The organism is Halomonas cibimaris (genome assembly GCF_055379665.1).
The window spans coordinates 82288-106042 of record NZ_AP043828.1; the positions used below are offsets into that span (position 1 = coordinate 82288).

General features: G+C 64.5%; 21 protein-coding genes and 1 tRNA gene. 12 read left to right on the plus strand and 10 right to left on the minus strand.

Features of this window, described 5'->3' with window-relative positions:
* The first annotated feature begins 11 nt into the window (after positions 1-11).
* Together ACZ415_RS00400 and ACZ415_RS00405 are read left to right on the plus strand one after the other, a co-directional pair.
* Positions 12-1175: an efflux RND transporter periplasmic adaptor subunit gene (locus ACZ415_RS00400; RefSeq protein ID WP_344702925.1), complete on the plus strand. Its 1164-nt coding sequence runs from the start codon at positions 12-14 to the stop codon at positions 1173-1175.
* The gene (locus ACZ415_RS00405; RefSeq protein WP_344702923.1) at positions 1175-4294 is read left to right on the plus strand and encodes an efflux RND transporter permease subunit; all 3120 of its coding nucleotides are present in this window, start codon (positions 1175-1177) and stop codon (positions 4292-4294) included. The genes ACZ415_RS00400 and ACZ415_RS00405 overlap by 1 nt, the downstream gene beginning before the upstream one ends.
* Here the strand turns inward: ACZ415_RS00405 and ACZ415_RS00410 are convergent.
* The 5 genes from ACZ415_RS00410 to ACZ415_RS00430 form a co-directional block, all read right to left on the minus strand.
* Positions 4291-4785 carry a DUF3617 domain-containing protein gene (locus ACZ415_RS00410; protein ID WP_344702921.1) on the minus strand — a complete coding sequence of 165 codons (495 nt, stop codon included), beginning with the start codon at positions 4783-4785 and terminating at the stop codon, positions 4291-4293. The genes ACZ415_RS00405 and ACZ415_RS00410 overlap by 4 nt on opposite strands.
* Positions 4786-4897: 112 nt before the next feature.
* Entirely contained in the window at positions 4898-5725 is an 828-nt protein-coding gene (locus ACZ415_RS00415; RefSeq protein WP_344702919.1) for an ABC transporter permease subunit, read from the minus strand.
* A complete protein-coding gene (locus ACZ415_RS00420) occupies positions 5722-6648 on the minus strand; it encodes an ABC transporter permease subunit (RefSeq protein WP_344702917.1) in 927 nt (308 codons plus the stop codon). The genes ACZ415_RS00415 and ACZ415_RS00420 overlap by 4 nt, the downstream gene beginning before the upstream one ends.
* Before the next feature lie 74 nt (positions 6649-6722).
* Positions 6723-7877 carry an ABC transporter ATP-binding protein gene (locus ACZ415_RS00425; protein ID WP_344702915.1) on the minus strand — a complete coding sequence of 385 codons (1155 nt, stop codon included), beginning with the start codon at positions 7875-7877 and terminating at the stop codon, positions 6723-6725.
* A 16-nt stretch (positions 7878-7893) separates the two neighbouring features.
* Positions 7894-8997: a polyamine ABC transporter substrate-binding protein gene (locus ACZ415_RS00430; protein WP_344702913.1), complete on the minus strand. Its 1104-nt coding sequence runs from the start codon at positions 8995-8997 to the stop codon at positions 7894-7896.
* Between the two features lie 359 nt (positions 8998-9356).
* On the opposite strand from ACZ415_RS00430, the gene ahpC reads away from it, so the two are divergent.
* Entirely contained in the window at positions 9357-9920 is a 564-nt protein-coding gene (ahpC, locus tag ACZ415_RS00435) for an alkyl hydroperoxide reductase subunit C (RefSeq protein WP_344702911.1), read from the plus strand.
* A gap of 208 nt (positions 9921-10128) precedes the next feature.
* A complete protein-coding gene (ahpF, locus tag ACZ415_RS00440) occupies positions 10129-11685 on the plus strand; it encodes an alkyl hydroperoxide reductase subunit F (RefSeq protein ID WP_344702909.1) in 1557 nt (518 codons plus the stop codon).
* 87 nt (positions 11686-11772) lie between these two features.
* Here ahpF and ACZ415_RS00445 read toward each other — a convergent pair whose 3' ends face one another.
* The 5 genes from ACZ415_RS00445 to hemA form a co-directional block, all read right to left on the minus strand.
* Positions 11773-12534: a HesA/MoeB/ThiF family protein gene (locus tag ACZ415_RS00445; protein ID WP_344702907.1), complete on the minus strand. Its 762-nt coding sequence runs from the start codon at positions 12532-12534 to the stop codon at positions 11773-11775.
* A 3-nt stretch (positions 12535-12537) separates the two neighbouring features.
* Positions 12538-13029: an Lrp/AsnC ligand binding domain-containing protein gene (locus ACZ415_RS00450; RefSeq protein ID WP_344702905.1), complete on the minus strand. Its 492-nt coding sequence runs from the start codon at positions 13027-13029 to the stop codon at positions 12538-12540.
* A gap of 61 nt (positions 13030-13090) precedes the next feature.
* Complete coding sequence (gene prmC, locus ACZ415_RS00455) at positions 13091-13948, minus strand: peptide chain release factor N(5)-glutamine methyltransferase (protein ID WP_344702903.1); 858 nt, start codon at positions 13946-13948, stop codon at positions 13091-13093.
* The gene (prfA, locus tag ACZ415_RS00460; RefSeq protein WP_344702901.1) at positions 13945-15036 is read right to left on the minus strand and encodes a peptide chain release factor 1; all 1092 of its coding nucleotides are present in this window, start codon (positions 15034-15036) and stop codon (positions 13945-13947) included. The genes prmC and prfA overlap by 4 nt, the downstream gene beginning before the upstream one ends.
* Positions 15033-16364 (minus strand): glutamyl-tRNA reductase, encoded by a 1332-nt coding sequence (hemA, locus tag ACZ415_RS00465; RefSeq protein ID WP_344702899.1) that lies wholly within the window; start codon positions 16362-16364, stop codon positions 15033-15035. The genes prfA and hemA overlap by 4 nt, the downstream gene beginning before the upstream one ends.
* Before the next feature lie 257 nt (positions 16365-16621).
* On the opposite strand from hemA, the gene ACZ415_RS00470 reads away from it, so the two are divergent.
* The 8 genes from ACZ415_RS00470 (at position 16622) to ychF (ending at position 23673) form a co-directional block, all read left to right on the plus strand.
* Complete coding sequence (locus ACZ415_RS00470) at positions 16622-18421, plus strand: tetratricopeptide repeat protein (protein WP_344702897.1); 1800 nt, start codon at positions 16622-16624, stop codon at positions 18419-18421.
* Positions 18422-18459: 38 nt separating this feature from the next.
* Positions 18460-19119 (plus strand): lipoprotein insertase outer membrane protein LolB, encoded by a 660-nt coding sequence (gene lolB, locus ACZ415_RS00475; RefSeq protein WP_344702894.1) that lies wholly within the window; start codon positions 18460-18462, stop codon positions 19117-19119.
* A 3-nt stretch (positions 19120-19122) separates the two neighbouring features.
* Positions 19123-19974, plus strand: coding sequence for a 4-(cytidine 5'-diphospho)-2-C-methyl-D-erythritol kinase (gene ispE / locus ACZ415_RS00480; protein ID WP_344702892.1), 852 nt, complete (start codon positions 19123-19125; stop codon positions 19972-19974).
* Positions 19975-20002: 28 nt separating this feature from the next.
* Positions 20003-20077: transfer RNA gene (locus ACZ415_RS00485), tRNA-Gln, on the plus strand.
* Positions 20078-20150: 73 nt separating this feature from the next.
* Entirely contained in the window at positions 20151-21092 is a 942-nt protein-coding gene (locus ACZ415_RS00490; RefSeq protein ID WP_344702890.1) for a ribose-phosphate pyrophosphokinase, read from the plus strand.
* Between the two features lie 107 nt (positions 21093-21199).
* Positions 21200-21838: a 50S ribosomal protein L25/general stress protein Ctc gene (locus ACZ415_RS00495; RefSeq protein ID WP_344702888.1), complete on the plus strand. Its 639-nt coding sequence runs from the start codon at positions 21200-21202 to the stop codon at positions 21836-21838.
* Positions 21839-21952: 114 nt separating this feature from the next.
* Entirely contained in the window at positions 21953-22534 is a 582-nt protein-coding gene (pth, locus tag ACZ415_RS00500) for an aminoacyl-tRNA hydrolase (RefSeq protein WP_344702886.1), read from the plus strand.
* Between the two features lie 47 nt (positions 22535-22581).
* Positions 22582-23673 (plus strand): redox-regulated ATPase YchF, encoded by a 1092-nt coding sequence (gene ychF / locus ACZ415_RS00505; RefSeq protein ID WP_344702884.1) that lies wholly within the window; start codon positions 22582-22584, stop codon positions 23671-23673.
* Positions 23674-23755 lie beyond the last annotated feature (82 nt).

A 23755-nucleotide genomic window follows, 5' to 3' on the forward strand; every position in this document is an offset into this window, starting at 1 on the left:
GCAGCTCCGGTATGCACAAAGCGGCTAGTTTAACAGCCTACCCCGCTCTTTTTACCACACCGCCCGCCATCAAAGCCGTGCCGGCGACGGCCGGGCTCACCTGCCGCCTTGCCCGGTTTATGCTGGCAGCGCTTTTCGCGCTGGCCGCAGGCCCGGCGCTGGCACAGGGCAGCGCGAAGGCGCCGCAGGTCATTGCCGCCCGGGTCAGCCAGCAAAGCTGGGCGGATATTGTTCGCGCACCGGGCACGCTCAAAGCCGATGAAAGCGTCACGCTCTCGGCCACCGTCACCGATGTGATTAGCGCTATCGATTTTGACGACGGCGACGCCGTCGACGCCGGCCAGCGCCTGTTCCAGCTGGACGATACCGAGGAGCGTGCCCGGCTGCGCGCCGCCCGGGCCAGCGCCCGCCAGGCGGAAAACGCCCTGCGCCGAAGCACGCAGCTGCAGCAGCGCAACCTCTCCCCCCGGGCCGATGTCGAAGACAACCAGGCCCGGCTGGATCAGGCCCGGGCCGAGGCCGCCGCCCTTGAGGCAAGGCTTGCCAACTACCGAATCACCGCCCCGTTCGCCGGGCGCATGGGGCTGCGCAACCTAAGCGTCGGCACGCTGGTCACCCCCGGCGACGAGCTGGCCACCCTGGACAAACTCGACGTCATGCGACTTGACGTCAGCATTCCTGCCGTACGGCTGGCGAATCTGGCGCCGGGCAGCACGCTGCGGGCGACCACGGCGGCGTTTCCCGAGCGGACCTTCAGCGGCCGGGTCTCGAGTATCGATACCCGGGTCGATCCCATCTCGCGCAGCGTGACCCTGCGCGCCCGGCTGCCCAACCCCGAAGAGCACCTGCGCCCGGGCATGCTCATGCAGGTCGAGCTGGACGCGGCCACGCGCAAAGCCCTGGCCGTGCCGGAGGCCGCTATCGTGTCTGAAGGCCGCAACCACTACGTCTGGCGGCTGGACGATACCGACGATAACCGCGCCGAACGCCGCCGAGTTGAGCTTGGCACCCGGCGCAGAGGCGAGGTGGAAATTCTAGACGGCCTGGCACGGGGCGAGCGAATCGTCATTCACGGCACGGAAATGCTGCGCGACGGCCAGACGCCCGAGCTTTTGGGCACCGTCGACGACAACACCGATACCCGGGCGATTTTGCGCCAGACACGGAGCAAGTGATGCGGCTTTCCGATATTTCCGTTGAGCGCCCGGTACTGGCAACCGTACTCGCCGCGCTGATCGTCGCTTTCGGGCTGCTGGCCCTGAGCCGTTTGGCGCTGCAGGAGTATCCGTCGATCGACCCGCCGATTGTCAGCATCGACACCCGCTACCCCGGCGCGTCGGCCAGCATCGTCGAAACGCGCATCACCCAGCCGCTGGAAGACCGCATCTCCGGCGTGGCGGGTATCGAGACCATTTCCTCGTCCAGCAGCGACGGGCGCTCCAGCATCAGCGTTGAGTTCACCCTCGATAACGACATCGACTCGGCGGCCAACGATATTCGCGACCGCATTGCCGGGGCCCGCGGCAACCTGCCCGAAGAGGCCGACCCGCCCGAGGTGCAAAAAGCCGACGCCAACTCCGATACCGTGATCTGGCTGAGCCTGACCGGCAAGGACTACACCACCGCCGAGCTTACCGACTACGCCGAGCGCTACCTGAAAGATCCGCTCTCGGTGCTGCCCGGGGTCTCCCAGGTGCGCGTGGGGGGCGGGCGGCGCTACGCCATGCGCGTATGGCTGGACGGCGACGCCCTGGCCGCCCGCGGGCTGCCCGTCAACGCCGTGGAAGAGGCGCTGCGCGAAGAAAACGTCGAGCTGCCCGGCGGCGCCGTTGAGTCACAGCAGCGCCAGTTCATCGTGCGCCTGCCGCGAAGCTTCACCACGCCGCAGGACTTTCGCACGCTGGTAATCAAGGCCACCGACAGCGGCGAGCTGATACGCCTGGGCGATGTCGCCCGGGTAGAAGTCGGCACGGTAGAAGAGCGCACCATCTTTCGCAGCAACGCCACGCCCATGGTGGGCCTTGGGCTGATGAAACAGTCCACCGCCAACGTGCTCGATATCTCCCGCGCGGCCAAAAAGACGCTCGCCGAGCTGCAGCCCACGCTGCCCGGCGGCATGACGCTGAGCCTGAACTACGATTCATCGGTGTTTATCGCCGGGGCGATTCGCGAAGTCGTGATGACGCTGTTTATCTCCATACTGCTGGTGGTCGCGGTGATCTTTGTCTTTCTGGGCAATCTGCGCACGACCCTGGTGCCGGCGGTGACCGTACCCGTAGCGCTGATCGGCAGCTTCGGGGCGCTTGCGCTGATGGGCTTTACCCTGAATCTTTTGACGCTGCTCGCCCTGGTGCTGGCCATTGGCCTGGTGGTGGACGACGCCATCGTGGTGCTGGAAAACATCCACCGGCGCATGCAGGAATACGGCGAAACGCCGCTGGTCGCCGCCTGGCGCGGTGCCCGGCAGATCGCCTTTGCCGTCATCGCCACCACCCTGGTGCTGGTCGCGGTTTTTGTGCCGCTGGGGTTTCTCCAGGGCGATATCGGCCGGCTGTTTTCGGAATTTGCCCTGACGCTGGCCGCCGCGGTGGCGCTTTCCAGCGTGCTGGCGCTGTCGCTGTCGCCGATGATGGCGTCCAAGGTATTAACGTCGGGCATGCACGATGGCCGCCTGGCGCGCGGGGTTCACCGCGCGCTGGCCACCACCCGGCGCGTCTACCGCCGCGGGCTGCAGCGCGCGCTGCGCATGCGCCTGGCCGTTGTGGCCGTGTTCGTCGCCCTGCTCGGCGCCACAGCATGGCTGGCCGACGCGCTGCCTACGGAATACACCCCCGAAGAAGACCGCGGCAGCTTCTACATCATCGTCAGCGGCCCGCCCGGTGCCACCTTCACCTACATGCTCGACTACATGAACGAGATCGAGACTCGCCTGCTGCCGCTGGTGGAACGAGGCGTAGTAGAACGCCTGCTGGTCCGCGCACCGCTGGGCTGGGGCAACATTGAAAACTTCAACAGCGGCTTTGTTATTGTCAACCTCGCCGACTGGGGCGAACGCCCGAGCATCTGGCCGGTCATGAGCGAGGTGCGCCAAACGCTCAGCGGCCTGCCCGGCGTGCGCGCCTTCCCGGTGATGAGCCAGGGCTTTGGCGGACGTACCGGCAAGCCGGTACAGTACGTGCTCGGCGGCAGCAGCTATGAAGAGCTCGCCCGGTGGCGCGACACGCTGATCGACTACGTGCGCGAGGACAACCCCAAACTGCTGGGGCTCGACAGCGACTTTGAAGAAAAGCAGCCCCAGCTGCGCGTGCATATCGACTACGACCGCGCGGCAAGTCTGGGCGTTACCGTCAGCCACATCGGCCGCACGCTGGAAACCCTGCTGGGCGGGCGGCGGATAACGCGCTATGTGGAAAACGGCGAGGAATACGACGTTATCGTCGAGGGCGAGCCGGGCGCCCGGCCCAGCGCACAGAGCCTGGAAAGTCTGTTCGTGCGCTCGGCGCGCTCCGGCGAGCTGGTTGCGCTGGCAAGCCTGGTCCGCTTTGACGATGCCGCCGGCCCCAGCACGCTGAACCGCTACAACCGGCTGCGCACGGTGACGCTGCAGGCCAATCTGGCCGACGGCTACTCGCTGGGCGAGGCGCTGGACTATCTTGACCGCACCGTAGCCGAGGTCTTGCCTGAAGCGGTACAAACCGACGTCCAGGGCCCCTCACGCGACTATCGCCAGGCCGGCGGCGCCACAACCTTTCTGCTGGGCATGGGCGTGCTGGTGGTGTTTCTGGTGCTGGCCGCGCAGTTTGAAAGCTTCATCCACCCATTGGTGATCATGCTCACCGTGCCGCTGGCCATCGCCGGTGCGCTGCTGGCGCTTTACGCCACAGGGCAGACGCTGAATATCTACAGCCAGGTCGGGCTTGTCATGCTGGTGGGGCTTGCGACCAAAAACGGCATTCTGATCGTCGAGTTCGTCAACCAGCTGCGCGATTCGGGCATGGCTTTTAGCGATGCGCTGGTCGAGGCTTCGGTCACCCGGCTGCGGCCCATTTTGATGACCGCCGTCACCACCATGGCCGGCGCCGTTCCGCTGGTGCTGTCAAGCGGGCCGGGGGCCAATTCGCGGCTGGTAATCGGCACGGTGATTATCGCAGGAGTCGGTGCGGCTACGGTGTTCACGCTGTTTGTGGTGCCCGTCGCCTACGCCATTTTGGCCGGCAACAGCGGCTCGCCGGGCGCGGTCAAACAAAAGCTTTATGCCGAGCTTGACCAGCACGAGCCGCGTGAGGAGGTTTAATCAGCCGAGCATTCGCCCTGGTAGGTGCCTTCAATCCGGGTATTCATGGTCATCTTGCCGATGGGGGAGTCGGTGTCGATGGTCACATCGCCTTCGATGCGCTCGCCCATAAAGCGCATCTCGCCGTCGATGGTGGCCTCGCCGCCCTCACCGCGGCAGATCATGGTATAGCGCAGCCCGTCGGCGCGGATCTCCTGGTCGAGCAGCTCGCAGCCCTGCTCTTCTTCAACAAAGCCAAAGTCTGCGCTTTGCAGGTCTTGTGCCGTAATGCACTGGCGTTCGGTATCCGTACGTTCGGGCATTTCCACATCGCCTTTGACGGTGGTAACGCTGACAAACTTCCATTGGCCGGGCTGAAGATCAGGCGTTTGCGCCTGGGCGACAAGGGGCAGCGTAAGCACGGCGGCGGCGAGTAGCGTTTTCATGTTCATCATCGTCTGGCTCCAGATAGGCGCGGTGGCAGCCGCTAGCGGCTGCTTTTTGGCGGGCATCAGGCCTGCCTGCGCTGCCATCCTAACCCAATCGCGGCGCGGCTGCCTCCAGGGGGTAACCGCCGCGCTCTTTCCGGGCGTTGGCGTTGGGCCGCGCTGCGTACACGCCCTGTTAGCCGCTCATTCGCCGTGCGGCCCGGCGCTTTTTTTCGCGGCGGCGCATGATATACCAGGCCACAAAGGTGGCAAGCGACACCGCCAGAATCACCAGGGTGGCAAGCGCATTGATCTTGGGCGACACGCCCAGCCGCACCGAGGAAAACACCACCATGGGCAGGGTGTTGGCGCCGGGGCCGGAAACAAAGCTGGCGATCACCAGATCATCCAGCGACAGCGTAAAGGCCAAAAGCCAGCCTGCGGCCAGCGCCGGTGAGATAATGGGCAGGGTGATGGCAAAAAACGTCCGCGCCGGCGGCGAGCCCAGATCCATGGCCGCCTCCTCGATGGAGCGGTCCATCTCGCGCAGCCGAGCCGCCACTACCACCGCCACGTAGGCGCTGCCAAAGGTGGTGTGGGCAATCCAGATGGTCATCATCCCGCGGTCCGCCGGCCAGCCGGTGAGCGCGGCCATCTGCACAAACAGCAGCAAAAGCGACAGCCCGATAAGCACATCAGGCATGACCAGCGGTGCGGTCACCATGCTGGCCAGCACCGTTTTGCCGCGAAAGCGCGCGAACCGCGTCATCACCAGCGCCGCCAGCGTCCCCAGGCACACCGCCGCACTGGCGGCAAAAAATGCCACGCGCAGGCTGGTCCACACCGCTGCAAGAATCTGCTCGTCGTGCAGCAGCTCAGCGTACCACTGGGTGGAAAACCCCGCCCACACGGTTACCAGGCTTGAGGCGTTGAACGAATACACCACCAATACCGCCATGGGCAGATAGAGAAACACAAGCCCCAGTATCAGCATCGCGCCGCTAAAAGAAGGCCGTCGTCTCATGTCTCCAGCTCCCGCGACTGGTAGCGATGAAACAGCGCAAGCGGTATCAGCAAAAGCGCCAGCATCACCGTGGCAAGCGCTGCGGCCACCGGCCAGTCCCGGTTGAGGAAGAACTCTTCCCACAGCACCTTGCCGATCATCAGCGTATCCGGCCCGCCCAAAAGCTCAGGGATAACAAACTCTCCCACCGCCGGAATAAACACCAGCATGCAGCCGGCCATGATGCCGCCGGCGGAAAGCGGCAGCGTCACCTTGAGAAAGGTATTCACGCGCCGCGACCCCAGATCCGCCGCGGCCTCCAGCAGCGTCGGGTCCAGCCGCAGCAGATGGGCATAAAGCGGCAGCACCATAAACGGCAGATAGGCATAGACAATGCCCACCACCACCGCAAACTGCGTGTTGAGCAGCCGCAGCGGCGCATCAATGATGCCAAGCCCGAGCAGCAGCTGGTTGGCAAGCCCGCTGTTGCTCAAAATGCCCATCCAAGCATAGATGCGAATCAAAAACGACGTCCACGACGGCAGCATGACCAGCAGCATCAGCACCAGCTGCCAGCGCGGCCGCATCCGGGCCATGGCATACGCCATGGGATAGCCCAGCAGCAGGCATACAAGCGTCGCCGTCAGCGCGATCTTTACCGAGCCCCAGTAGGCCGCCGCGTACAGCGAATCGCCAAGCAAAAAAAGATAGTTGCCAAAATCGATCAGAATCCGCAGCGTGCCGTCCACGTAGTCGGCCAGCGGCGCATAGGGCGGCACGCTGATGCGCGCCTCCGACAGGCTGATTTTGAGCACCAGCGCAAACGGCAGCAGAAAAAACAGCGAAAGCCACAGCATCGGCAGCGCTATCACCGCCCGGCGACCGAGCTGCAAGCGCCGCCGCCCGGCGCTTGCCAGTGAACAAAAGCGGGAGCGAAAGGACATGGCGTCACTCCAGGTTGCGATCGCGATAACGCCGCGAAAAAGGCGCGGCAAGCAGGGGCACGGCAACAAGCGGGCTAGCGGTTCAGCACCATCACGCTATGATCTTCCCAATAGACGTACACCGCCTCGTCCCAGCCCGGGCGGTCCCCCCGGCGTTCGGTATTGGCCATGCCCACCTTGAACAGCGTGCCCTGCCGGGTGCGCACGTAGTACTGGGAAAATCCGCCAAGGTAGGCGACATCTTCCACCACCCCCTGCTCCCAGTTGTAGCGGGCCTCGGGACGCTCGCGGGTCAGCCAGATCTTTTCCGGGCGCAGCCCGGCCCATACGCGGCGCTCGGCGGCCTGGGTGGTCACCCCGTGGTCGATATACAGCGGGCGCTCCAGAGCCGGGCTTGAAATCAGACAGTGATCGGCGGCGTCTACCAGGATCTCGCCTTCCAGCAGGTTGAGCGTGCCGATAAACTCCGCCACCGTGCGGCTGACCGGCGTTTCATAGATATCCACCGGCGAGCCCACCTGCTCGATCCAGCCGTCGGCCATGACCCCCACGCGATCGGCCATGGTCATCGCCTCTTCCTGATCGTGGGTGACCATGATGCAGCTCACCCCGACCTGCTCGATGATTTCCACCACTTCCAGCTGCATTTCACTGCGCAGCTTTTTATCCAGCGCCCCCATGGGCTCATCCAGCAGCAAAAGCCGCGGCCGCTTGGCCAGCGAGCGCGCCAGTGCGACCCGCTGGCGCTGGCCGCCGGAAAGCTGGGCCGGTTTGCGCCGGGCGAAACGCTCCATGTGTACCAGCTTCAACATCTGCGCTACCCGGGCGCGGATGTCGGCCTTGGGCAACTTGTCCTGCTTGAGGCCGAAGGCGATGTTTTGCTCCACGCTCATGTGCGGGAACAGCGCATAGGATTGAAACATCATGTTGATCGGCCGGCGATGCGGCGGCATTCGCGTGATGTCCTGGCCGTCGAGCAGAATGCGCCCCTCGCTGGGCGTGGCAAAGCCGGCCAGCATGCGCAAAAGCGTCGACTTGCCCGATCCCGACCCGCCCAGCAGCGCAAAGATTTCGCCGCGCCGGATCTTGAGGTTGACGTCGTCTACCGCAACAACGTCGTCAAAGCGCCGGGTCAAGCGTTTGATGTCGAGCACCGTGTCTTCGGCAAAGCGCGGCGTCTTGCCGCCGGCAGAGCGGACGTCGCCGGCGGCGGCTACAGGCGTTGTCATGCCACCTCCTGACTTTTTACCGTCCGGATTTCACCCGATTCCAGATGCGCGTGCGAGCGCGCTGCACGTCGCGCGGCTTTTCATTGGCCACGTAGAGCTTGTCCATGACCGCATCACCGGGATAGATCGCCGGATTGTCGAGTATCTCGTCAGGCAAGTACGCATCGGCCGCCGCGTTGGGGTTGGCGTAGCGCACGTACTCGGTGATTTCAGCGGCAATCTCGGGCTGCAAAATGAAGTTGATAAAAGCGTGGGCATGGTCAGGGTTCGGCGCATCGGCGGGAATGGCCATCATGTCAAACCACAGCGCCGCGCCTTCTTTCGGTACGGTATAGGCGATTGTAAAGTCGCGGCCGGCCTCGGCGGCGCGGTCAGCGGCCTGCAGCACGTCACCGGAGTAGCCTGCCGCCACGCAGACATCCCCATTGGCCAGGTCCCCGATATAGCGCGAGGAATGGAAGTACGTCACGTCGTCGCGCACCTTGGCGATCACCTCGCCGCCTGCCTTGAGGTCGTCGATGTCGTTGCTGCGCGGGTCCAGGCCGATATAGGCCATGGCCGGCGAGAGCATCTCATCGGCGGAGTCGAGCATGGCAATGCCGCAGCCGGCGTCACTGAGCGCGCCGGTCACCTCCGGGTCGAACAGCAGCGCCCAGCTGTCCAGCGCTGCGTCTTCGCCGAGAATCTCGGTCACCCGGTCGGCGTTGTAGCCGATGCCGTTGGTCCCCCACATGTACGGCACCGAGTAGCGGTTGCCGGGGTCGACCTCCTCAAGCTCTTCGAGCAGGCGCGTATCCAGATTTTCCAGGTTGGGCAGCTGCGCGTGGTCCAGCTTTTGATAGACGCCGGCGCTGAGCTGGCGGCTCAGGTAGTGGTTGGACGGCACCACCACGTCGTAGCCCGAACGCCCGGCCAGAAGGGCTGCATCCAGCACTTCGTTGCTGTCAAACACGTCGTAGACCACATCGATACCGGTCTGGCGGGTAAACTGCTCCAGCGTTTCAGGCGCAATATAGTCCGACCAGTTATAGACACGCACCTGCTCTGCGTGAACGGACGTTGTCGCCACGACGCCGGCCAGGGCCGCCATCATCAGCGAACGTTTATGCAGCTGTCCCATGAAACCGCTCCTTTTGCTGTACCGTCTGCTGTACCGTCGATCTAGCCTGTGGCTCCGATGCCAAGCCCCGAGCGTGACAGGGTAGCGGATTTTGCGGCCAGTGCCTGCTTACCGCAAGCGCACGCGGGCAAAAACTTGCATTTGTGCGCTACGCCCCCATATCACTGGCGAAACGGCGCGACGTGCACGCGGTACCTGCCTTGTGTCGCTTGCCGGCTCGACTCGCTTATTGATAGCAAAGCGCTATTGAAATATATGACATTTCTCAATTTTATTAATCAACCCGCAACGGCTATGGTAGTTGCCACGTAAACGGCGGTCCCCGCCGGAGTCCATCGCTCTCAACAGGAGACGTTTTTATGTCCTTGATCAACACCGAAGTCAAACCGTTTAAAGCCACTGCGTACCTCAACGGCGAATTCGTTGACGTCACCGAGGAAAACCTCAAGGGCCAGTGGTCCATCTTCTTTTTCTATCCGGCCGACTTTACCTTCGTCTGCCCCACCGAGCTTGGCGATCTCGCCGACCGCTACGAGGAATTCAAGAAGCTGGGCGTGGAAATCTACAGCGTTTCTACCGACACCCACTTCACCCACAAGGCGTGGCACGACAGCTCCGAGACCATCGGCAAGCTCAACTACCCGATGCTCGCTGACCCGACGCACACCGTCTCGCGCAACTTTGAAGTGCTGATCGAAGAAGACGGCGTCGCCGAGCGCGGCACCTTCGTTGTTGACCCGGACGGCAAGATTCAGATCATCGAACTCAATGCCGGCAATATCGGCCGCAACGCCGAAGAGCTGCTGCGCAAGGTGAAAGCTGCCCAGTACGTCCGCGCCCACCCCAACGAAGCCTGCCCGGCGAAGTGGGAAGAAGGCGAAGACACGCTGGAGCCGTCGCTGGATCTGGTCGGCAAGATCTAAGCCGGCCTGCCCCGGCATTCGGGCACCGCCCGGATGCCGGGGCATCACTTGCCAACCGCGAAAAACTTGCCAGCCGCCGAAAGGACGCTCTTACCGAGCGGCTTCACCCTTGTGTCCGGTACGCCGGGCATAAAGGCGAGTCCGGATCCGCTACGCCATCGATCCGTCCCGTTTAACGCACCGCCTTTGACTGCGAGGAAGCAACGACATGCTGGACGCTAAACTGACACAACAGCTCAAGGCCTATTTGGAAAAAGTCACACAGCCGTTTGAGCTAAAGGCCTCCCTCGACGACGGGCCGAAATCCCAGGAACTGGCCGAGCTGCTGGACGAAATCAGCGCGCTGAGCGACAAGATCACCCTGACAAAGGACGGCGACGACGCTCGCAAGCCGTCGTTTGCCATCAACCGCCCCGGCGAAGACACCGGCGTAGTGTTTGCCGGCATTCCCATGGGCCACGAGTTCACCTCCCTGGTGCTGGCGCTTTTGCAGGTCGGCGGCCATCCGCCCAAGGCCTCCGAAGAAACGCTTGAGCAGATCAAGGCGCTCGACGGCAAAATGGAGTTTGAGACCTACTTCTCGCTGTCCTGCCAGAACTGCCCGGACGTGGTGCAGGCGCTCAACCTGATGGCGATTTTCAACCCCAACATTCGCCACGTAGCCATCGACGGCGCGGTGTTCAAATCCGAGGTCGACGAGCGCGAGATCATGTCGGTGCCCAGCGTCTACCTGAACGGCGAGCCGTTTGACCAGGGCCGCATGAGCCTGGAGCAGATTCTGGCCAAGGTAGACACCGGTGCCGCCGAGCGCGAAGCCGCCAAGCTCAGCGAAAAGGCCGCGTTTGATACCTTGACCGTTGGCGGCGGTCCGGCGGGTGCGTCTGCGGCCATCTACGCGGCGCGCAAGGGCATCAGCACCGGCCTGGTCGCCGAGCGCTTCGGCGGCCAAGTCGTGGACACGCTAGGCATTGAGAACTTTATCTCGGTGACCAAGACCGAAGGGCCCAAGCTCGTCGCCGCCATGGAAGAGCACGTCAAGGACTACGACGTGGACGTCATGAACCTGCAGCGCGCAGTAAAGCTGACGCCGGCCGAAGTCGAAGGCGGGCTGCACGAGGTAACGTTTGAATCCGGTGCCACACTCAAAAGCAAAACCCTGGTGCTGGCCACCGGCGCGCGCTGGCGAGAAATGAACGTGCCGGGCGAGGCCGAATACCGCAACAAGGGCGTGGCCTACTGCCCCCACTGCGACGGCCCGCTGTTCAAGGGCAAGCACGTGGCGGTAATCGGCGGGGGCAACTCCGGCGTGGAAGCAGCGATTGACCTTGCCGGCATCGTCGGCCACGTCACGCTTTTTGAGTTCATGGGCGAAATGCGCGCCGACGCCGTGCTGCAGAAAAAGCTCAAGAGCCTGCCCAACGTGGACATCGTCCTCAACGCCCAGACCACCGAAGTCACCGGCGACGGCAGCCGCGTCAACGGCCTGAACTACAAAGACCGCACTACCGATGAGAACCACCACGTAGCGCTGGACGGCATCTTTGTCCAGATCGGTCTTGTGCCCAACACCGAGTGGCTCCAGGAGTCAGGGCTTGAGCTCAGCCCCCACGGCGAAATCGTCACCGATGCCAAGGGCATGACCTCGATCCCCGGTGTCTTCGCCGCGGGTGATGTCACCACCGTGCCCTACAAACAGATCATCATCGCCATGGGCGAAGGCGCCAACGCCGCACTCGGCGCGTTCGACTTCATCATCCGTAACTAAGGTTCGCCGCGAACGAAAACGATAGCCACGCGGCTCAAGCACAAAACCCGCCGAAAGGCGGGTTTTTTTGACGGCGATCGGGTCGTCTCAACCCAGCAAGCGGCTGCGACACACCGCGCACTGCGGGTCTCGGGGCAGCTTGAAGTGGCGCCACTGGCCGGAGAGAGCATCAAAGGCGGCCAGGCCGCGGTGCACGCTGCCCGCGCCGCTCAAAAGCTTGAACACTTCCACCGCCTGAAAAGAGCCGACCAGTCCCACCAGCGGCGCGATAACGCCGTTCTCCGCGCAGCTCATGGCTTCATCGCCGCTGTCGTCCGGCGGGTAGAGGCAGGCATAGCACGGACACTCCGGGTCGCGAGGGTCAAATACCGCCACCTGGCCGGAAAAGCGGATGGCCGCCCCCGAAATCAGCGGCACGCCGGTGGCCTGGCTTGCCGCGTTGATGGCGTAGCGGCTGGAGAAGCGATCGGTGCAATCAAGCACCACGTCAGCGGTGGCGACCACGCTTTCCAGCGCCTCGCCCAGCAGGTGCTCGCCGATGACGTGAATCTCGCAGCCGGAATTAATCGCGGTAAAGCTGTCTTTAGCCGATTCGGCTTTGTTGCGGCCAACATCGGCCTGACCGTGGGCGATCTGGCGCTGGAGGTTGGAAAGCTCGACCTCGTCGGCATCCACCAGCGTTAAACGCCCGACCCCCATGGCGGCAAGATACATCCCCGCCGGCGAGCCCAGCCCGCCGGCGCCGATAATCACCGCGTGGGCCCCCAGCAGGCGTTCCTGTCCGGCAATGTCCACCTCCGGCAGCATGATCTGGCGGCTGTAGCGCAAAAGCGCCTGGTCATCCATCATGGCTTACTTATCCTCCAGGTCGGCCAGGTGCAGGCTGAAGCTTTCCTTGACCTCTTCCATCACCACGTAGCTTTTGGATTCCTTCACGCCGGGCAGGGTCAGCACCACGTCGCCCAGCAGCTGGCGGTAGGCCGACATCTCGGGAATCCGGCACTTCAAAATGTAGTCAAACTGGCCGGAGACCAGATGGCATTCCTGGATCTGGGGCAGCGCCTCCACCGCCCGGCGAAACTCATCAAACACCGTCGGCGTCTGGGTTTCCAGGCTGATTTCAACAAACACCAGCAGATCGGCGCGCAGCGCGCGCGGGTCGAGCACGGCCTGATAGCCGCGGATCACCCCGGCGCGCTCCAGGCGCTTGACCCGCTCTAAACACGGCGTGGTGGAAAGCCCCACCTCGGCGGCCAGATCTACATAAGAAATCCGCGCGTTTTCCTGCAGGCAGCGCAAAATGTTCAGATCGATACGGTCCAGCGTTTTGTTCTTGGCTTTCATGGCGGGATTCCATAGCGTCGAAATAGCGTCGAAAAATAGCGTCCGTCGTGACGAGACGGGGTTAGGCCGGCCGCTGCCCCAGGGACACGCGCTCGTGGCCGCCAAGATCGCGCACGCTTGCCACCCGAGCGTAGCCGGCCCGGGCCAGCATCGTGCGTACCGCGAAGGCCTGGTCATAGCCGTGCTCCAGCGCCAGCCAGCCGTCCGGGGTCAGATACGCCCCGGCGTGGTCGATCAGGTAGCGCAGGTCGGCGCGGCCGTGATCCTTTGCCACCAGCGCCGAGCGCGGCTCAAAACGCACGTCGCCCTGCGCCAGATGCGGATCGTCGGGGTCGATATAGGGCGGGTTGGCCACGATGATGTCAAACGCCGCCGCCTCACCAAGAGCGGAAAACCAGTCGCTGCGGATAAAGCGCGCGCCGTGCAGCTTGAGGCGCTCGGCATTGCGCCGAGCAAGCGCTACGGCTTCCCGGCGAACGTCCACCCCCAGAACGTCCCAGCCGGGGCGGACACTGGCAAACGCCAGCGCCACCGCGCCGGTGCCGGTGCCCATGTCCAGCAGCCGGCCGGCGGACCGGCCCGCGCGATCCAGCGCGGCCTGCACCAGGGTTTCGGTATCCGCACGGGGGATCAGCGTGTCCGGCGAGGTGGCAAGCGCAAGCCCCCAGAACTCGCGCTCGCCGGTCAGGTAGGCCACCGGCGTGCCCCGGGCGCGGGCAGCGATCAGGGCGTCAAAGCGCGCCTGCCGCCAGCGCTCACCGGCGCTTTTGCCCCAGGCAAGGTCGCCCCAGGTGTATAGCCAGGTACGGTCGCGGCCGCTTGCGTGCATCCACAGCGCTTCGGCGTCAGGCCGGGGAGAGGGTGAGCCGGCCTCGCTCAAACGCTGCGCGGCGTCGCGCACCAGGCGATCCGGCGTCATGCGCTTCCCTGCAGCGCGGCCAGCTGATCGGCCTGGTATTCGTGAATCAGCGGATCAATCACATCGTCAAGGCGCTCGCCGCTGACCACCTCGCTGAGCTTATAAAGCGTAAGGTTAATACGGTGGTCAGTGATCCGCCCCTGGGGAAAGTTATAGGTGCGAATGCGGTCGCTGCGATCTCCCGTGCCCACCAGCGAACGACGCTCGTCGGCCTGCTGCTGGCGCTGCTCGTCCACGGCGTTCTGCTTGAGCCGGGCCGCCAGGTGCGACATGGCCTTGGCGCGGTTTTTGTGCTGGCTGCGCTCTTCCTGACACTCCACCACTACGCCGGTGGGCAGGTGGGTAATGCGAATGGCGGAATCGGTGGTGTTAACGTGCTGGCCGCCGGCCCCGCTGGAGCGAAAGGTATCCACCCGCAGGTCGGCGGCGTTGATGTCGATATCGCCGACGTCTTCCACCTCGGGCATGACGGCCACGGTGCAGGCCGAGGTGTGAATGCGCCCCTGGGACTCGGTGGCGGGCACGCGCTGCACCCGGTGGGCGCCGGACTCGAACTTCAGCCGGGCGTAGACCCCCTCGCCCTTGATGCGCGAAATAACTTCCTTGTAGCCGCCCATTTCGCCGTGGTTGGCGCTGACCACTTCCACGCGCCAGCCGCGTGACTCGGCGTAGCGCGAATACATGCGAAACAGATCTCCGGCAAACAGCGCGGCTTCGTCACCGCCGGTGCCGGCGCGCACTTCGAGAAAGACGTTGCTGGCGTCGTCGGGGTCTTTGGGCACCAGCAGGCGCTTGAGCTCGTCTTCCAGCGCATCCAGCCGCTGGCGTCCGTCTTCCAGCTCCATTTCCGCCAGCTCGCGCATTTCCGCATCGCTGTCGTGGCGCATGGCCTCGGCGGCCTCGATGTCGTCTTCGATGCCGCGATAGCGCTGCCAGGCCGCCACCAGCGCTTCCAGCTCGGCGTATTCCCGGGAGTAGTCGCGAAAGCGCGGCTGATCGGTGATCACGTCAGGATCGGCCAGCAGCAAGGCCAGCTCTTCGAAGCGTTCGACAAAGCCGTCCAGGCGATGGCGCAGCGTGTCTTTCATACGAGGGTTTTGTCCTTCTGGCGAGCGTGTGCCGCCGAGCCGGCAGCGCACGCTCGCTTGTGGGTTTCAAACGCAGGCTTGGGCGGCAGCAGCAGCTGCTGGACGGCGTCGAGCGCGGCATGATCTTCGCGGGCGGCCGCATCGCGAATGGCCTGGGTGGGCCGGTGCATCAGCCGGTTGGTCAGCTGATAGGCGAGCCGTTCGATGACCGCTTGCGGATCCTCGCCCCGGGCCAGGCGGGCCAGCGCCTGATCGCGCGAAAGGTCGCGCAGCGCCTCGCCCTGTTCGCGGTAGCTTTGAATCAGCTGGCCGCCGCTGCGGATGCGCCGCTCGTGCAGCCAGCTGCCCACGCCGTGCTCAATCAGCGATTCGGCCTGGTCGGCGGCAACCTGGCGGTGGCGGCGATTCTCTTCGATCACCACTTCCAGATCGTCCACGGTATACAAAAAGACGTCGGCAAGCTCGCCGACCTCGGGCTCGATATCCCGGGGTACTGCGATATCCACCATGAAAACCGGCCGATGCCGGCGGTTTTTCAGCGCCCGCTCCATCATGCCCTTGCCCATGATGGGCAAGGGCGAGGCGGTGGAGGAAATCACGATGTCGGCGTTTTCCAGCGCCTCGGGAATCTCCGGCAGGGTGATCGCCTCGCCGCCCAGCGCCGCCGAGACGTTTTCCGCCCGCTCGCGGGTGCGGTTGGCGACGGTCAGCTGGCGCACGCCGGCCTCGTGCAGGTGGCGGGCGACCAGCTCGATGGTTTCTCCCGCGCCCACCAGCAGCGCCCGAGCGCGGCTGAAGTCGTCAAAGATACGGCTGGCCATGCTCACCGCGGCGTAGGCCACCGATACCGGATTTTTACCGATCCCGGTCTGGGTGCGCACCTGCTTGGCCACGGCAAAGGTATGCTGGAACAAACGCTCAAGCTCGCCGCCCAGCCCTTGCGATTCTCGCGCCTGCTGGTAGGCCTCTTTGAGCTGGCCGAGAATTTGCGGCTCGCCCAGCACCATAGAGTCAAGCCCTACCGCTACGCGCATCAGGTGGCGCGCCGCGTCGTTATCCAGATAGTGGTAAGCGCAGCGGGTCAGATCGTCGACGCTTAGCTGATGAAAGCGTCCCAGCCACTGCAGCACGGTCTGCTCACCGGCGGCATCAGTGACGCAGTAAAGCTCGGTACGGTTACAGGTCGAAAGCACCGCCGCCTCGGCGATTTGCGGCAGCTCACGCAGTTCCTCAAGCGCCTGCGACAGCTGCGCCGGCGTAAAGGCCACCTGCTCGCGCACGGCAACCGTGGCGGTGCGATGATTGATTCCCAGGGCAAGAAGCGTCATGCGTTGTGCGTCTTCGCTAGTGTGTCGGTCGTCGCGCTCGGCCTTGTCGCAGCCGGTACGAGTCGATTGGATAGCGCATTCTATCACAGCCTTGCCGCCTCTTACCCACTTCACTTTATCGCCGCCCGTTTCACGCCTTCTTTTTTCACGCTTCCTTTTATCCCCTGCCCCGGCGCGTTTCACAAACCTTTGCCCCGGCGCGGCAAGGGGCTATGCTGGGCGGCCGGCCCATGGATCGACAACGGATCAAAAACTGCATGCCACTTCGCGCCCTATTCCTTAGCGCCACGCCGTCGACACCCGCGCCGTCGTCGCGCAGCAGTTCGTCACCGGCTCGGCAGCGGCTTGCCGCCTTGTTCGCCGCCGCGCTGCTCAGCGGCTGCCAGGCTACGCCGCCGGCCGGCACGGCAGACAAGAACCTTCTGGCATCCGCCCCGCCCGTTACCCGCGGGCTTGACGCCCGGGGGCTTACCACCCTGCTGACCGCTGAGATGGCCGGCCAGCGCGGCCGCTTTCGCGACGCTGCACGGGGCTTTCTTGACGCCGCCGAGCGCTACCCCGAGCCCGCCCTTGCCGAGCGCGCAGCCTTTGCCGCACGCTTCGGTGAATCGCCTGAGCTGCTGCAAACGGCAGCGATGCGCTGGCAAGCCCTTGACCGGCAAAGCGCCGCGCCGGGGCGGCTGCTGGCCGCTTTGGCCGTTGAACGGGGCGATTGGCCGGATGCCCTGACCCAGCGCCTGGCGCTGGCGGCTCAGGGCGATGACGCCCGGCTCGCCGCGCTGGCCGGGCAGGCCATTGCCCAGGGCGCGCCGCCGGCCCCGCTTATCGAGCAGCTCAGTGCCGCGCTGGACGACGACGGCCGCTTGCCGCCGGCAAACCGGGGGGATGCCCATCTGGCCGCGGCCCTGCTGGAAAAAGCCCGAAACAATACCGTCGCGGCCCGCTCGCATCTGGCCCGCGCGCGTGCGCTGATCGCGGACACGCCGGCTCTGTGGCATACCCAGGCGCAGCTGGCGCTGGATAGCGGTAACGAGCGCGAAGCCCGCCGCGCCGCCCGCCGGGGCCTCAAGCTGGCGCCGAACGATGCCCGCTTTAGCCTGCTGCTGGCCCAGGCCGAAACTCGCCTGGGCAACGTTGCCGCTGCCGAAACCCAGACCGACGCCCTGCTGAAACGCCACAGCGGCGGGCCCGAACTGCGCCGCGCGCTGGCCCGGCTATATCTAGAAGAAAACCAGCCGGCGGCCGCCCGGCGCCTGCTGCAGCCCTTGACCGGCCGCGATGACCTTGCAGACCAGGACTACTTCTTGCTGGGCGCCGCCGATCAGGCCACCGGCAACGTGGACAGCGCCCTTTTGTACTACCGCCAGATCACCGGCGACGATGCCTTTCTGCCCGCCCGGGCAGCGGCCGCGCGAATGCTGATCGACGCCGGCCGCTCGGCAGACGCCCGCTCCTTTCTTCACGCGCAGCGCCAGCGCTTTCGCCTGCACTACAACGAGCTATTGATGCTTGAAGTTGAGCTGCTCGACGAACGCGGCCGCACTGACGCCGCCGATGCGCTGCTGGCACAGGGGCTCACGCGCACGCCAAACGCCGCTCGCCTGCTTTATCTGCGCGCCATGCGCGACTGGCGGGCCGGCGATATAGCGGGCATGGAGCGCGACCTGCAGCGGGTGCTGGAGCGCGAGCCGGATAACGTCATGGCCCTCAACGCCCTGGGTTATACCCTGGCCGACGAACAGGTGCCCGGCCGGCTGGACGACGCCCGGCAGCTGGTCGAACGCGCCTATGAGCTTGAGCCGGACAACGCCGCGGTGCAGGACAGCCTGGGCTGGGTGTATTTTCGCCGGGAGCAGCCCGAAAAGGCCCTGCCGCTTCTGGAGCAGGCCTACCGGGGCATGCCCGACCAGGAAGTCGCCGCCCACCTGGCCGAGGTGCTCCATGCGCTGGGCCACAGCGCGCGCGCCCGCCGGATCATCGCCCGGGCGCTGGCCACAGGCGAGCATCATCCGGCCATCGACGACCTGCTCGAACGCCATCCGGAACTGGCACCGTAACGCCGCCACACTTTTACTTTCCCAACAGGATAACGTCCATGCTCAGCACCCTGTCACGTACCGCCCGCCTGCCCCTGCTCTCCGGTCTGGCCGCCGCCGGCTTGCTGGCCGGATGCGCCACCCAGGCGCCGACGGACGAACGCGGCCGCGAGCGCGGCGACTGGAACGCTCAAAAAACCGAGATCGAGGCCCTCAAGCGCTGGTCGCTGATCGGCAAGGCCGGGCTGCGCACCCCGGACGAGCGCCACAGCGCCAACCTCGACTGGAACCAGTTTCCGCACTATTTTCGCATGCTGATCAGCGGCCCGTTCGGCGGCGGCCGCACGGTGCTTGAAGGCCGCGAGGGCCGCTTTACCTTGACCCACGGCGACGGCCGCTTTGAAGCCGACTCTCCCGAGGCGCTGATGAAAGAGCAGCTCGGCTGGTCGCTGCCGGTGCGCAATCTGCCCCGCTGGGTGCGCGGCCTGCCCGGCGAGCGCGACGCCTATCGGCTGGAAACCGACGCCTTCGGCTTTCCCTCGCATCTGGAGCAAAACGGCTGGGAAGTCGACTACCGCGACTGGACCGAAGTCGACGCGCTGTGGCTGCCGCGCAAGCTCGGCCTCGCCTACGACGACGTGCGCGTCACGCTGGTGATCAACCGCTGGCAGACGCGCCCGGACGCTGACCGCGCGGATACCAGCGGCGCGGACGACTAAGCCATGACCACCTCTCTTGTTCTGCCCGCACCGGCCAAGCTCAACCGCCTGCTGCATATTACCGGCCGTCGCGACGACGGCTATCATGAGCTGCAGACGCTGTTTCAGTTTCTCGACCTGAGCGACACGATCACCCTGACCCCCAGGCGTGACGGCCGGCTGCTACTGGAAAGCCCGCTTGACGGCGTGGCCGATGAAGACAATCTGGCCCTGCGCGCCGCGCGGCAGCTCAAGCCCCGGGCCGGCACGGACGCCGGCGCCAATATCCGGTTGGATAAACGCCTGCCCCTGGGCGGCGGGCTCGGCGGCGGCAGCTCCAACGCCGCCACGGTGCTGCTCGGGCTCAATGCGCTGTGGCGGCTTGGCTTGTCGCTGGATACGCTGGCAACGCTGGGGCTTGAGCTGGGCGCTGACGTGCCGGTGTTTGTCAAAGGCCGCAGCGCCTGGGCCGAGGGCGTGGGCGAGGCGCTGACGCCGGCCAGCCCGAATACGCCGTGGTTTGTGGTCATCCACCCCGGGGTCAGCGTTTCCACCCCCGCGGTGTTCAATGATCCGCAATTGACACGCCAAACCGCGCCGATTAGTATGGCGCGCGCCCTTCAGAGGGGAGCGCTCACCTGGCGCAACGACTGCGAAGCCGTGGTCAGGGCCCGGTACCCATCGGTTGCCCGCGCACTGGACTACCTTGCCCGCTACGCGCCTGCCGGGCTTACCGGCACCGGGGCCTGCGTCTTTGCCGCCTTTGACGATCCCAGAGACGCCAGACAGGTTGCAAAAACAGCCGGTTCGTACGGTAGCGCATGGGTGGCCAAGGGCTGTAACGTCTCTCCTCTGCACGATGCTTTGGGTGGCTAAAACGCCCCCGTATCCGCTAAAACGCAACTGGGGTATCGCCAAGTGGTAAGGCACCGGTTTTTGGTATCGGCATGCGCAGGTTCGAATCCTGCTACCCCAGCCAGTTCAGCGGCGAGCGGCGTCAGGCGCTTTAGCAAGCACTCCCGAGATTTCCAACACTGCAAAGGTGGCCGCGCGTGTCAAAATTGATGGTTTTCGCCGGGAACGCCAATCCCGAACTCGCCCACAAGATTGCCGAAAGTCTGGACAGCCGGATGGGTAACGCCACGGTCGATCAGTTCAGCGACGGCGAGATCGCAGTCGAGATCAACGAGAACGTGCGCGGCAAGGATGTATTTATCCTGCAGTCCACCTGTGCACCCACCAACGACAACCTGATGGAAATGGTCCTGATGGTTGACGCCCTGCGGCGCGCCTCGGCGGCGCGGATTACCGCCGTCATCCCCTACTACGGCTACGCTCGCCAGGACCGCCGCGTGCGCTCTTCGCGCGTGCCGATTTCCGCCAAGGTGGTGGCCGACATGCTGGTCAAGGCCGGCGTGGATCGGGTGATGACCATGGACCTGCACGCCGACCAGATCCAGGGCTTTTTCGACGTGCCGGTGGACAACGTCTACGGCTCGCCGATCCTGCTTGACGATATCGAGCGGCAAAACTACAGCAACCTGGTTGTGGTCTCCCCCGACGTCGGCGGCGTGGTGCGCGCCCGGGCCATCGCCAAAGCGCTCAACGTGGATCTTGCGATCATCGACAAGCGCCGCCCCCAGGCCAACCAGGCGCAGATCATGCACATCATCGGCGAGATCGAAGGCCGCACCTGCGTGGTGGTCGACGACATGATCGACACCGCCGGCACGCTGTGCAAGGCCGGCGAGGCGCTGATGGAGCGCGGCGCCAAGAGCGTGGTGGCCTATGCGACCCACGCCATTCTGTCCGGCCCGGCGGTGGACAACATCACAGGCTCAGTGCTCGACGAAGTCGTGGTGGCCGACACCATTCCGCTATCCGAGCATGCGCGTCGCAGCGGGCGTATCCGCCAGCTCAGCGTCGCCGGGCTGATCGCCGAGGCGATCCGCCGGGTCAGCAACGAAGAATCCGTCAGCGCAATGTTTCACTGATTGCCTGACATCGCAGCGGCGCGGCCCAAGCCCCGCCGCTTGATGGAAACGCCGCCGCCTGGTCGCGGGGACGGCGTTTTCCAACGTTAACCAAGAGGCACATTTCAATGTCCGATTTTATCCTTAACGCCAGCGTTCGTTCCGACCTGGGGAAAGGTGCGAGCCGCCGCCTGCGTCGTGCAAACGAACAAGTTCCCGCCGTGGTGTACGGCGGCGAAAAGGCGCCGCAGTCCATTGCCGTGGAAAAGACCGCTTTCTACAAGGCGATCGAAGACGAGGCCTTTTTCTCCTCGATTATCCGCCTGAACATTGCCGGCACCGAAGAGCAGGTCGTGGTGCGTGATCTGCAGCGCCACCCGTTCAAGCCGCTTTTGACCCACGCCGACTTCATGCGCGTGGACGCCAAGCAGGAAATCACCATCAACATTCCGCTGCGCGTCGTCGGCGAAGAGCAGTGTGTAGGGATCAAAGACCAGGACGGCGAGCTGCACACCCTGGCCGTGGAAGTCGCGGTATACTGCCTGCCGAAAGACCTGCCTGACTACCTGCAGATCGACATTACCAACGTCGAAGTCGGCACCACGCTGCACCTTTCCGACATCCAGATGCCCGAAGGCGTACGTTCCGTCGACCTCGCCCACGGCGAAGACTACAACAGCGCCATTCTGACCATTGCCAAGATGAAAGATCGCGGCGGTGACGACGAAGACGGCGCCGAAGAAGGCGAAGGCGATAGCGCCGAATAAGCCTTGTGCCCGGGGCCGTGCCCGCCACGGCCCGCAAAATGTTATGATCAAGCGCCTCGGCGCTTGATTTTTTTTGGGCATCTGCAGGTTTGATCTGTTGTTTTGGAGAAAAAGATGAGTCAGGTACTGGCGCTTATCGGCCTTGGCAATCCCGGCCCGAAATACGCCGCCACGCGACACAACGCCGGCGCCTGGCTGGTGGATGCCGTGGCCCGGGACGCGCACGCCACGCTGCGCCCGGAAAAAAAGTTTCTCGGGCTGTATGCCAAGGCGCGCCTGGGCGACACCGACCTTCACCTGCTCAATCCGACCACCTTCATGAACCGAAGCGGCGGTGCGGTGGCCGCACTGTGCCAGTTTTTCAAACTGACCCCTGACGAGCTGCTGATTGCCCACGACGAGCTTGACCTGCCCGCCGGCCAGGCACGCTATAAAACCGGCGGCGGTCACGGCGGCCACAACGGCCTGCGCGATACCATCAGCGCGCTGGGTAACCAAAAACAGTTCCACCGCCTGCGGATCGGCATCGGCCATCCCGGTACGGCCAGCCAAGTGGTCAACTACGTGCTCAACCCGCCGGCAAAAGCCGAGCAGGCCGCCATTGACGCCGCGCTGGACGAATGCCTGGCCACTTTGCCGCTGGGACTCGCCGGCGACTGGCCCCGCGCCATGCAGCGCCTGCACAGCATCAAGTAACGCGCCCGGCGCGTCGCATCTCACACAAGCTTTCAGGAATCATCGTTATGGGTTTCAACTGCGGTATTGTCGGCCTGCCCAACGTCGGCAAGTCTACGCTGTTCAACGCGCTGACCAAATCCGGCATTGACGCCGAAAACTTTCCCTTTTGCACCATCGAGCCCAACGTCGGCATCGTACCCATGCCCGACCCCCGGCTGGACGCGCTTTCGGCCATCGTCAAGCCGCAAAAAGTGCTGCCCACCACCATGGAGTTCGTCGACATTGCCGGGCTGGTGGCCGGCGCCTCCCGGGGTGAGGGCTTGGGTAACAAGTTTCTTGCCAACATCCGCGAAACCCAGGCCATTGCCCACGTCGTGCGCTGTTTCGACAACGACAACGTCATTCACGTGTCCAACGAGGTTGACCCCCGCGCCGACATCGAAACCATCAACATCGAGCTGGCGCTGGCCGATCTGGACACCGTGGAAAAAGCCCAGCAGCGCCTGGCGCGCGCGGTCAAGGGCGGCGACAAGGACGCCGCGGCGACCAAGGCCGTGCTCGACCGCGTCCATCCCCACTTGGCCGAAGGCCAGCCGCTGCGCAGCGCCGGGCTCGACGATGACGAAAAAAACCAGGTCAAAAGCTTCGGCTTTTTAACGCTCAAGCCCACCATGTACATCGCCAACGTCAACGAAGACGGCTTTGACGACAACCCTTACCTGGACGTGGTCAACGCCATTGCCGCCGAAGAAGGCGCGGTTGTGGTGCCGGTGTGCAACCAGATCGAGGCGGAAATCGCCGAGCTCGACGACGAAGAGCGGGCCATGTTTCTGGCAGAAATGGGCATGGCCGAGCCCGGCCTCGACCGCGTAATCCGCGCCGGCTATGCGCTTTTGGGCCTGCAGACCTACTTCACCGCCGGGGTGAAGGAAGTCCGCGCCTGGACGGTGCGCGAAGGCGCCACCGCCCCGGAGGCCGCCGGCGTCATCCACAGCGATTTCCAGAAAGGCTTCATCCGTGCCGAAGTCGTGGCCTACGACGACTTTATCAGCCTGAACGGCGAGCAGGGCGCCAAGGACGCCGGCAAGTGGCGTCTGGAAGGCAAGGACTACATCGTCAAGGACGGCGATGTGATTCACTTTCGCTTTAACGTCTAACCCTCGGCGCACAGCGGCGCCGGACCGGGCGAAATCGCTTGACGCTATTGGCGACGACGGGTAGTATTCGCCTCCGTTGAAT

Excerpts from the sequence above, each read along its gene's own strand:
- ACZ415_RS00400 (WP_344702925.1), top strand. The coding sequence starts at position 12 with ATGCACAAAGCGGCTAGTTTAACAGCCTACCCCGCTCTTTTTACCACA.
- ACZ415_RS00405 (WP_344702923.1), top strand. The coding sequence starts at position 1,175 with ATGCGGCTTTCCGATATTTCCGTTGAGCGCCCGGTACTGGCAACCGTA.
- ACZ415_RS00410 (WP_344702921.1), bottom strand. The coding sequence starts at position 4,785 with ATGCCCGCCAAAAAGCAGCCGCTAGCGGCTGCCACCGCGCCTATCTGG.
- ACZ415_RS00415 (WP_344702919.1), bottom strand. The coding sequence starts at position 5,725 with ATGAGACGACGGCCTTCTTTTAGCGGCGCGATGCTGATACTGGGGCTT.
- ACZ415_RS00420 (WP_344702917.1), bottom strand. The coding sequence starts at position 6,648 with ATGTCCTTTCGCTCCCGCTTTTGTTCACTGGCAAGCGCCGGGCGGCGG.
- ACZ415_RS00425 (WP_344702915.1), bottom strand. The coding sequence starts at position 7,877 with ATGACAACGCCTGTAGCCGCCGCCGGCGACGTCCGCTCTGCCGGCGGC.
- ACZ415_RS00430 (WP_344702913.1), bottom strand. The coding sequence starts at position 8,997 with ATGGGACAGCTGCATAAACGTTCGCTGATGATGGCGGCCCTGGCCGGC.
- ahpC (WP_344702911.1), top strand. The coding sequence starts at position 9,357 with ATGTCCTTGATCAACACCGAAGTCAAACCGTTTAAAGCCACTGCGTAC.
- ahpF (WP_344702909.1), top strand. The coding sequence starts at position 10,129 with ATGCTGGACGCTAAACTGACACAACAGCTCAAGGCCTATTTGGAAAAA.
- ACZ415_RS00445 (WP_344702907.1), bottom strand. The coding sequence starts at position 12,534 with ATGATGGATGACCAGGCGCTTTTGCGCTACAGCCGCCAGATCATGCTG.
- ACZ415_RS00450 (WP_344702905.1), bottom strand. The coding sequence starts at position 13,029 with ATGAAAGCCAAGAACAAAACGCTGGACCGTATCGATCTGAACATTTTG.
- prmC (WP_344702903.1), bottom strand. The coding sequence starts at position 13,948 with ATGACGCCGGATCGCCTGGTGCGCGACGCCGCGCAGCGTTTGAGCGAG.
- prfA (WP_344702901.1), bottom strand. The coding sequence starts at position 15,036 with ATGAAAGACACGCTGCGCCATCGCCTGGACGGCTTTGTCGAACGCTTC.
- hemA (WP_344702899.1), bottom strand. The coding sequence starts at position 16,364 with ATGACGCTTCTTGCCCTGGGAATCAATCATCGCACCGCCACGGTTGCC.
- ACZ415_RS00470 (WP_344702897.1), top strand. The coding sequence starts at position 16,622 with ATGCCACTTCGCGCCCTATTCCTTAGCGCCACGCCGTCGACACCCGCG.
- lolB (WP_344702894.1), top strand. The coding sequence starts at position 18,460 with ATGCTCAGCACCCTGTCACGTACCGCCCGCCTGCCCCTGCTCTCCGGT.
- ispE (WP_344702892.1), top strand. The coding sequence starts at position 19,123 with ATGACCACCTCTCTTGTTCTGCCCGCACCGGCCAAGCTCAACCGCCTG.
- ACZ415_RS00495 (WP_344702888.1), top strand. The coding sequence starts at position 21,200 with ATGTCCGATTTTATCCTTAACGCCAGCGTTCGTTCCGACCTGGGGAAA.
- pth (WP_344702886.1), top strand. The coding sequence starts at position 21,953 with ATGAGTCAGGTACTGGCGCTTATCGGCCTTGGCAATCCCGGCCCGAAA.
- ychF (WP_344702884.1), top strand. The coding sequence starts at position 22,582 with ATGGGTTTCAACTGCGGTATTGTCGGCCTGCCCAACGTCGGCAAGTCT.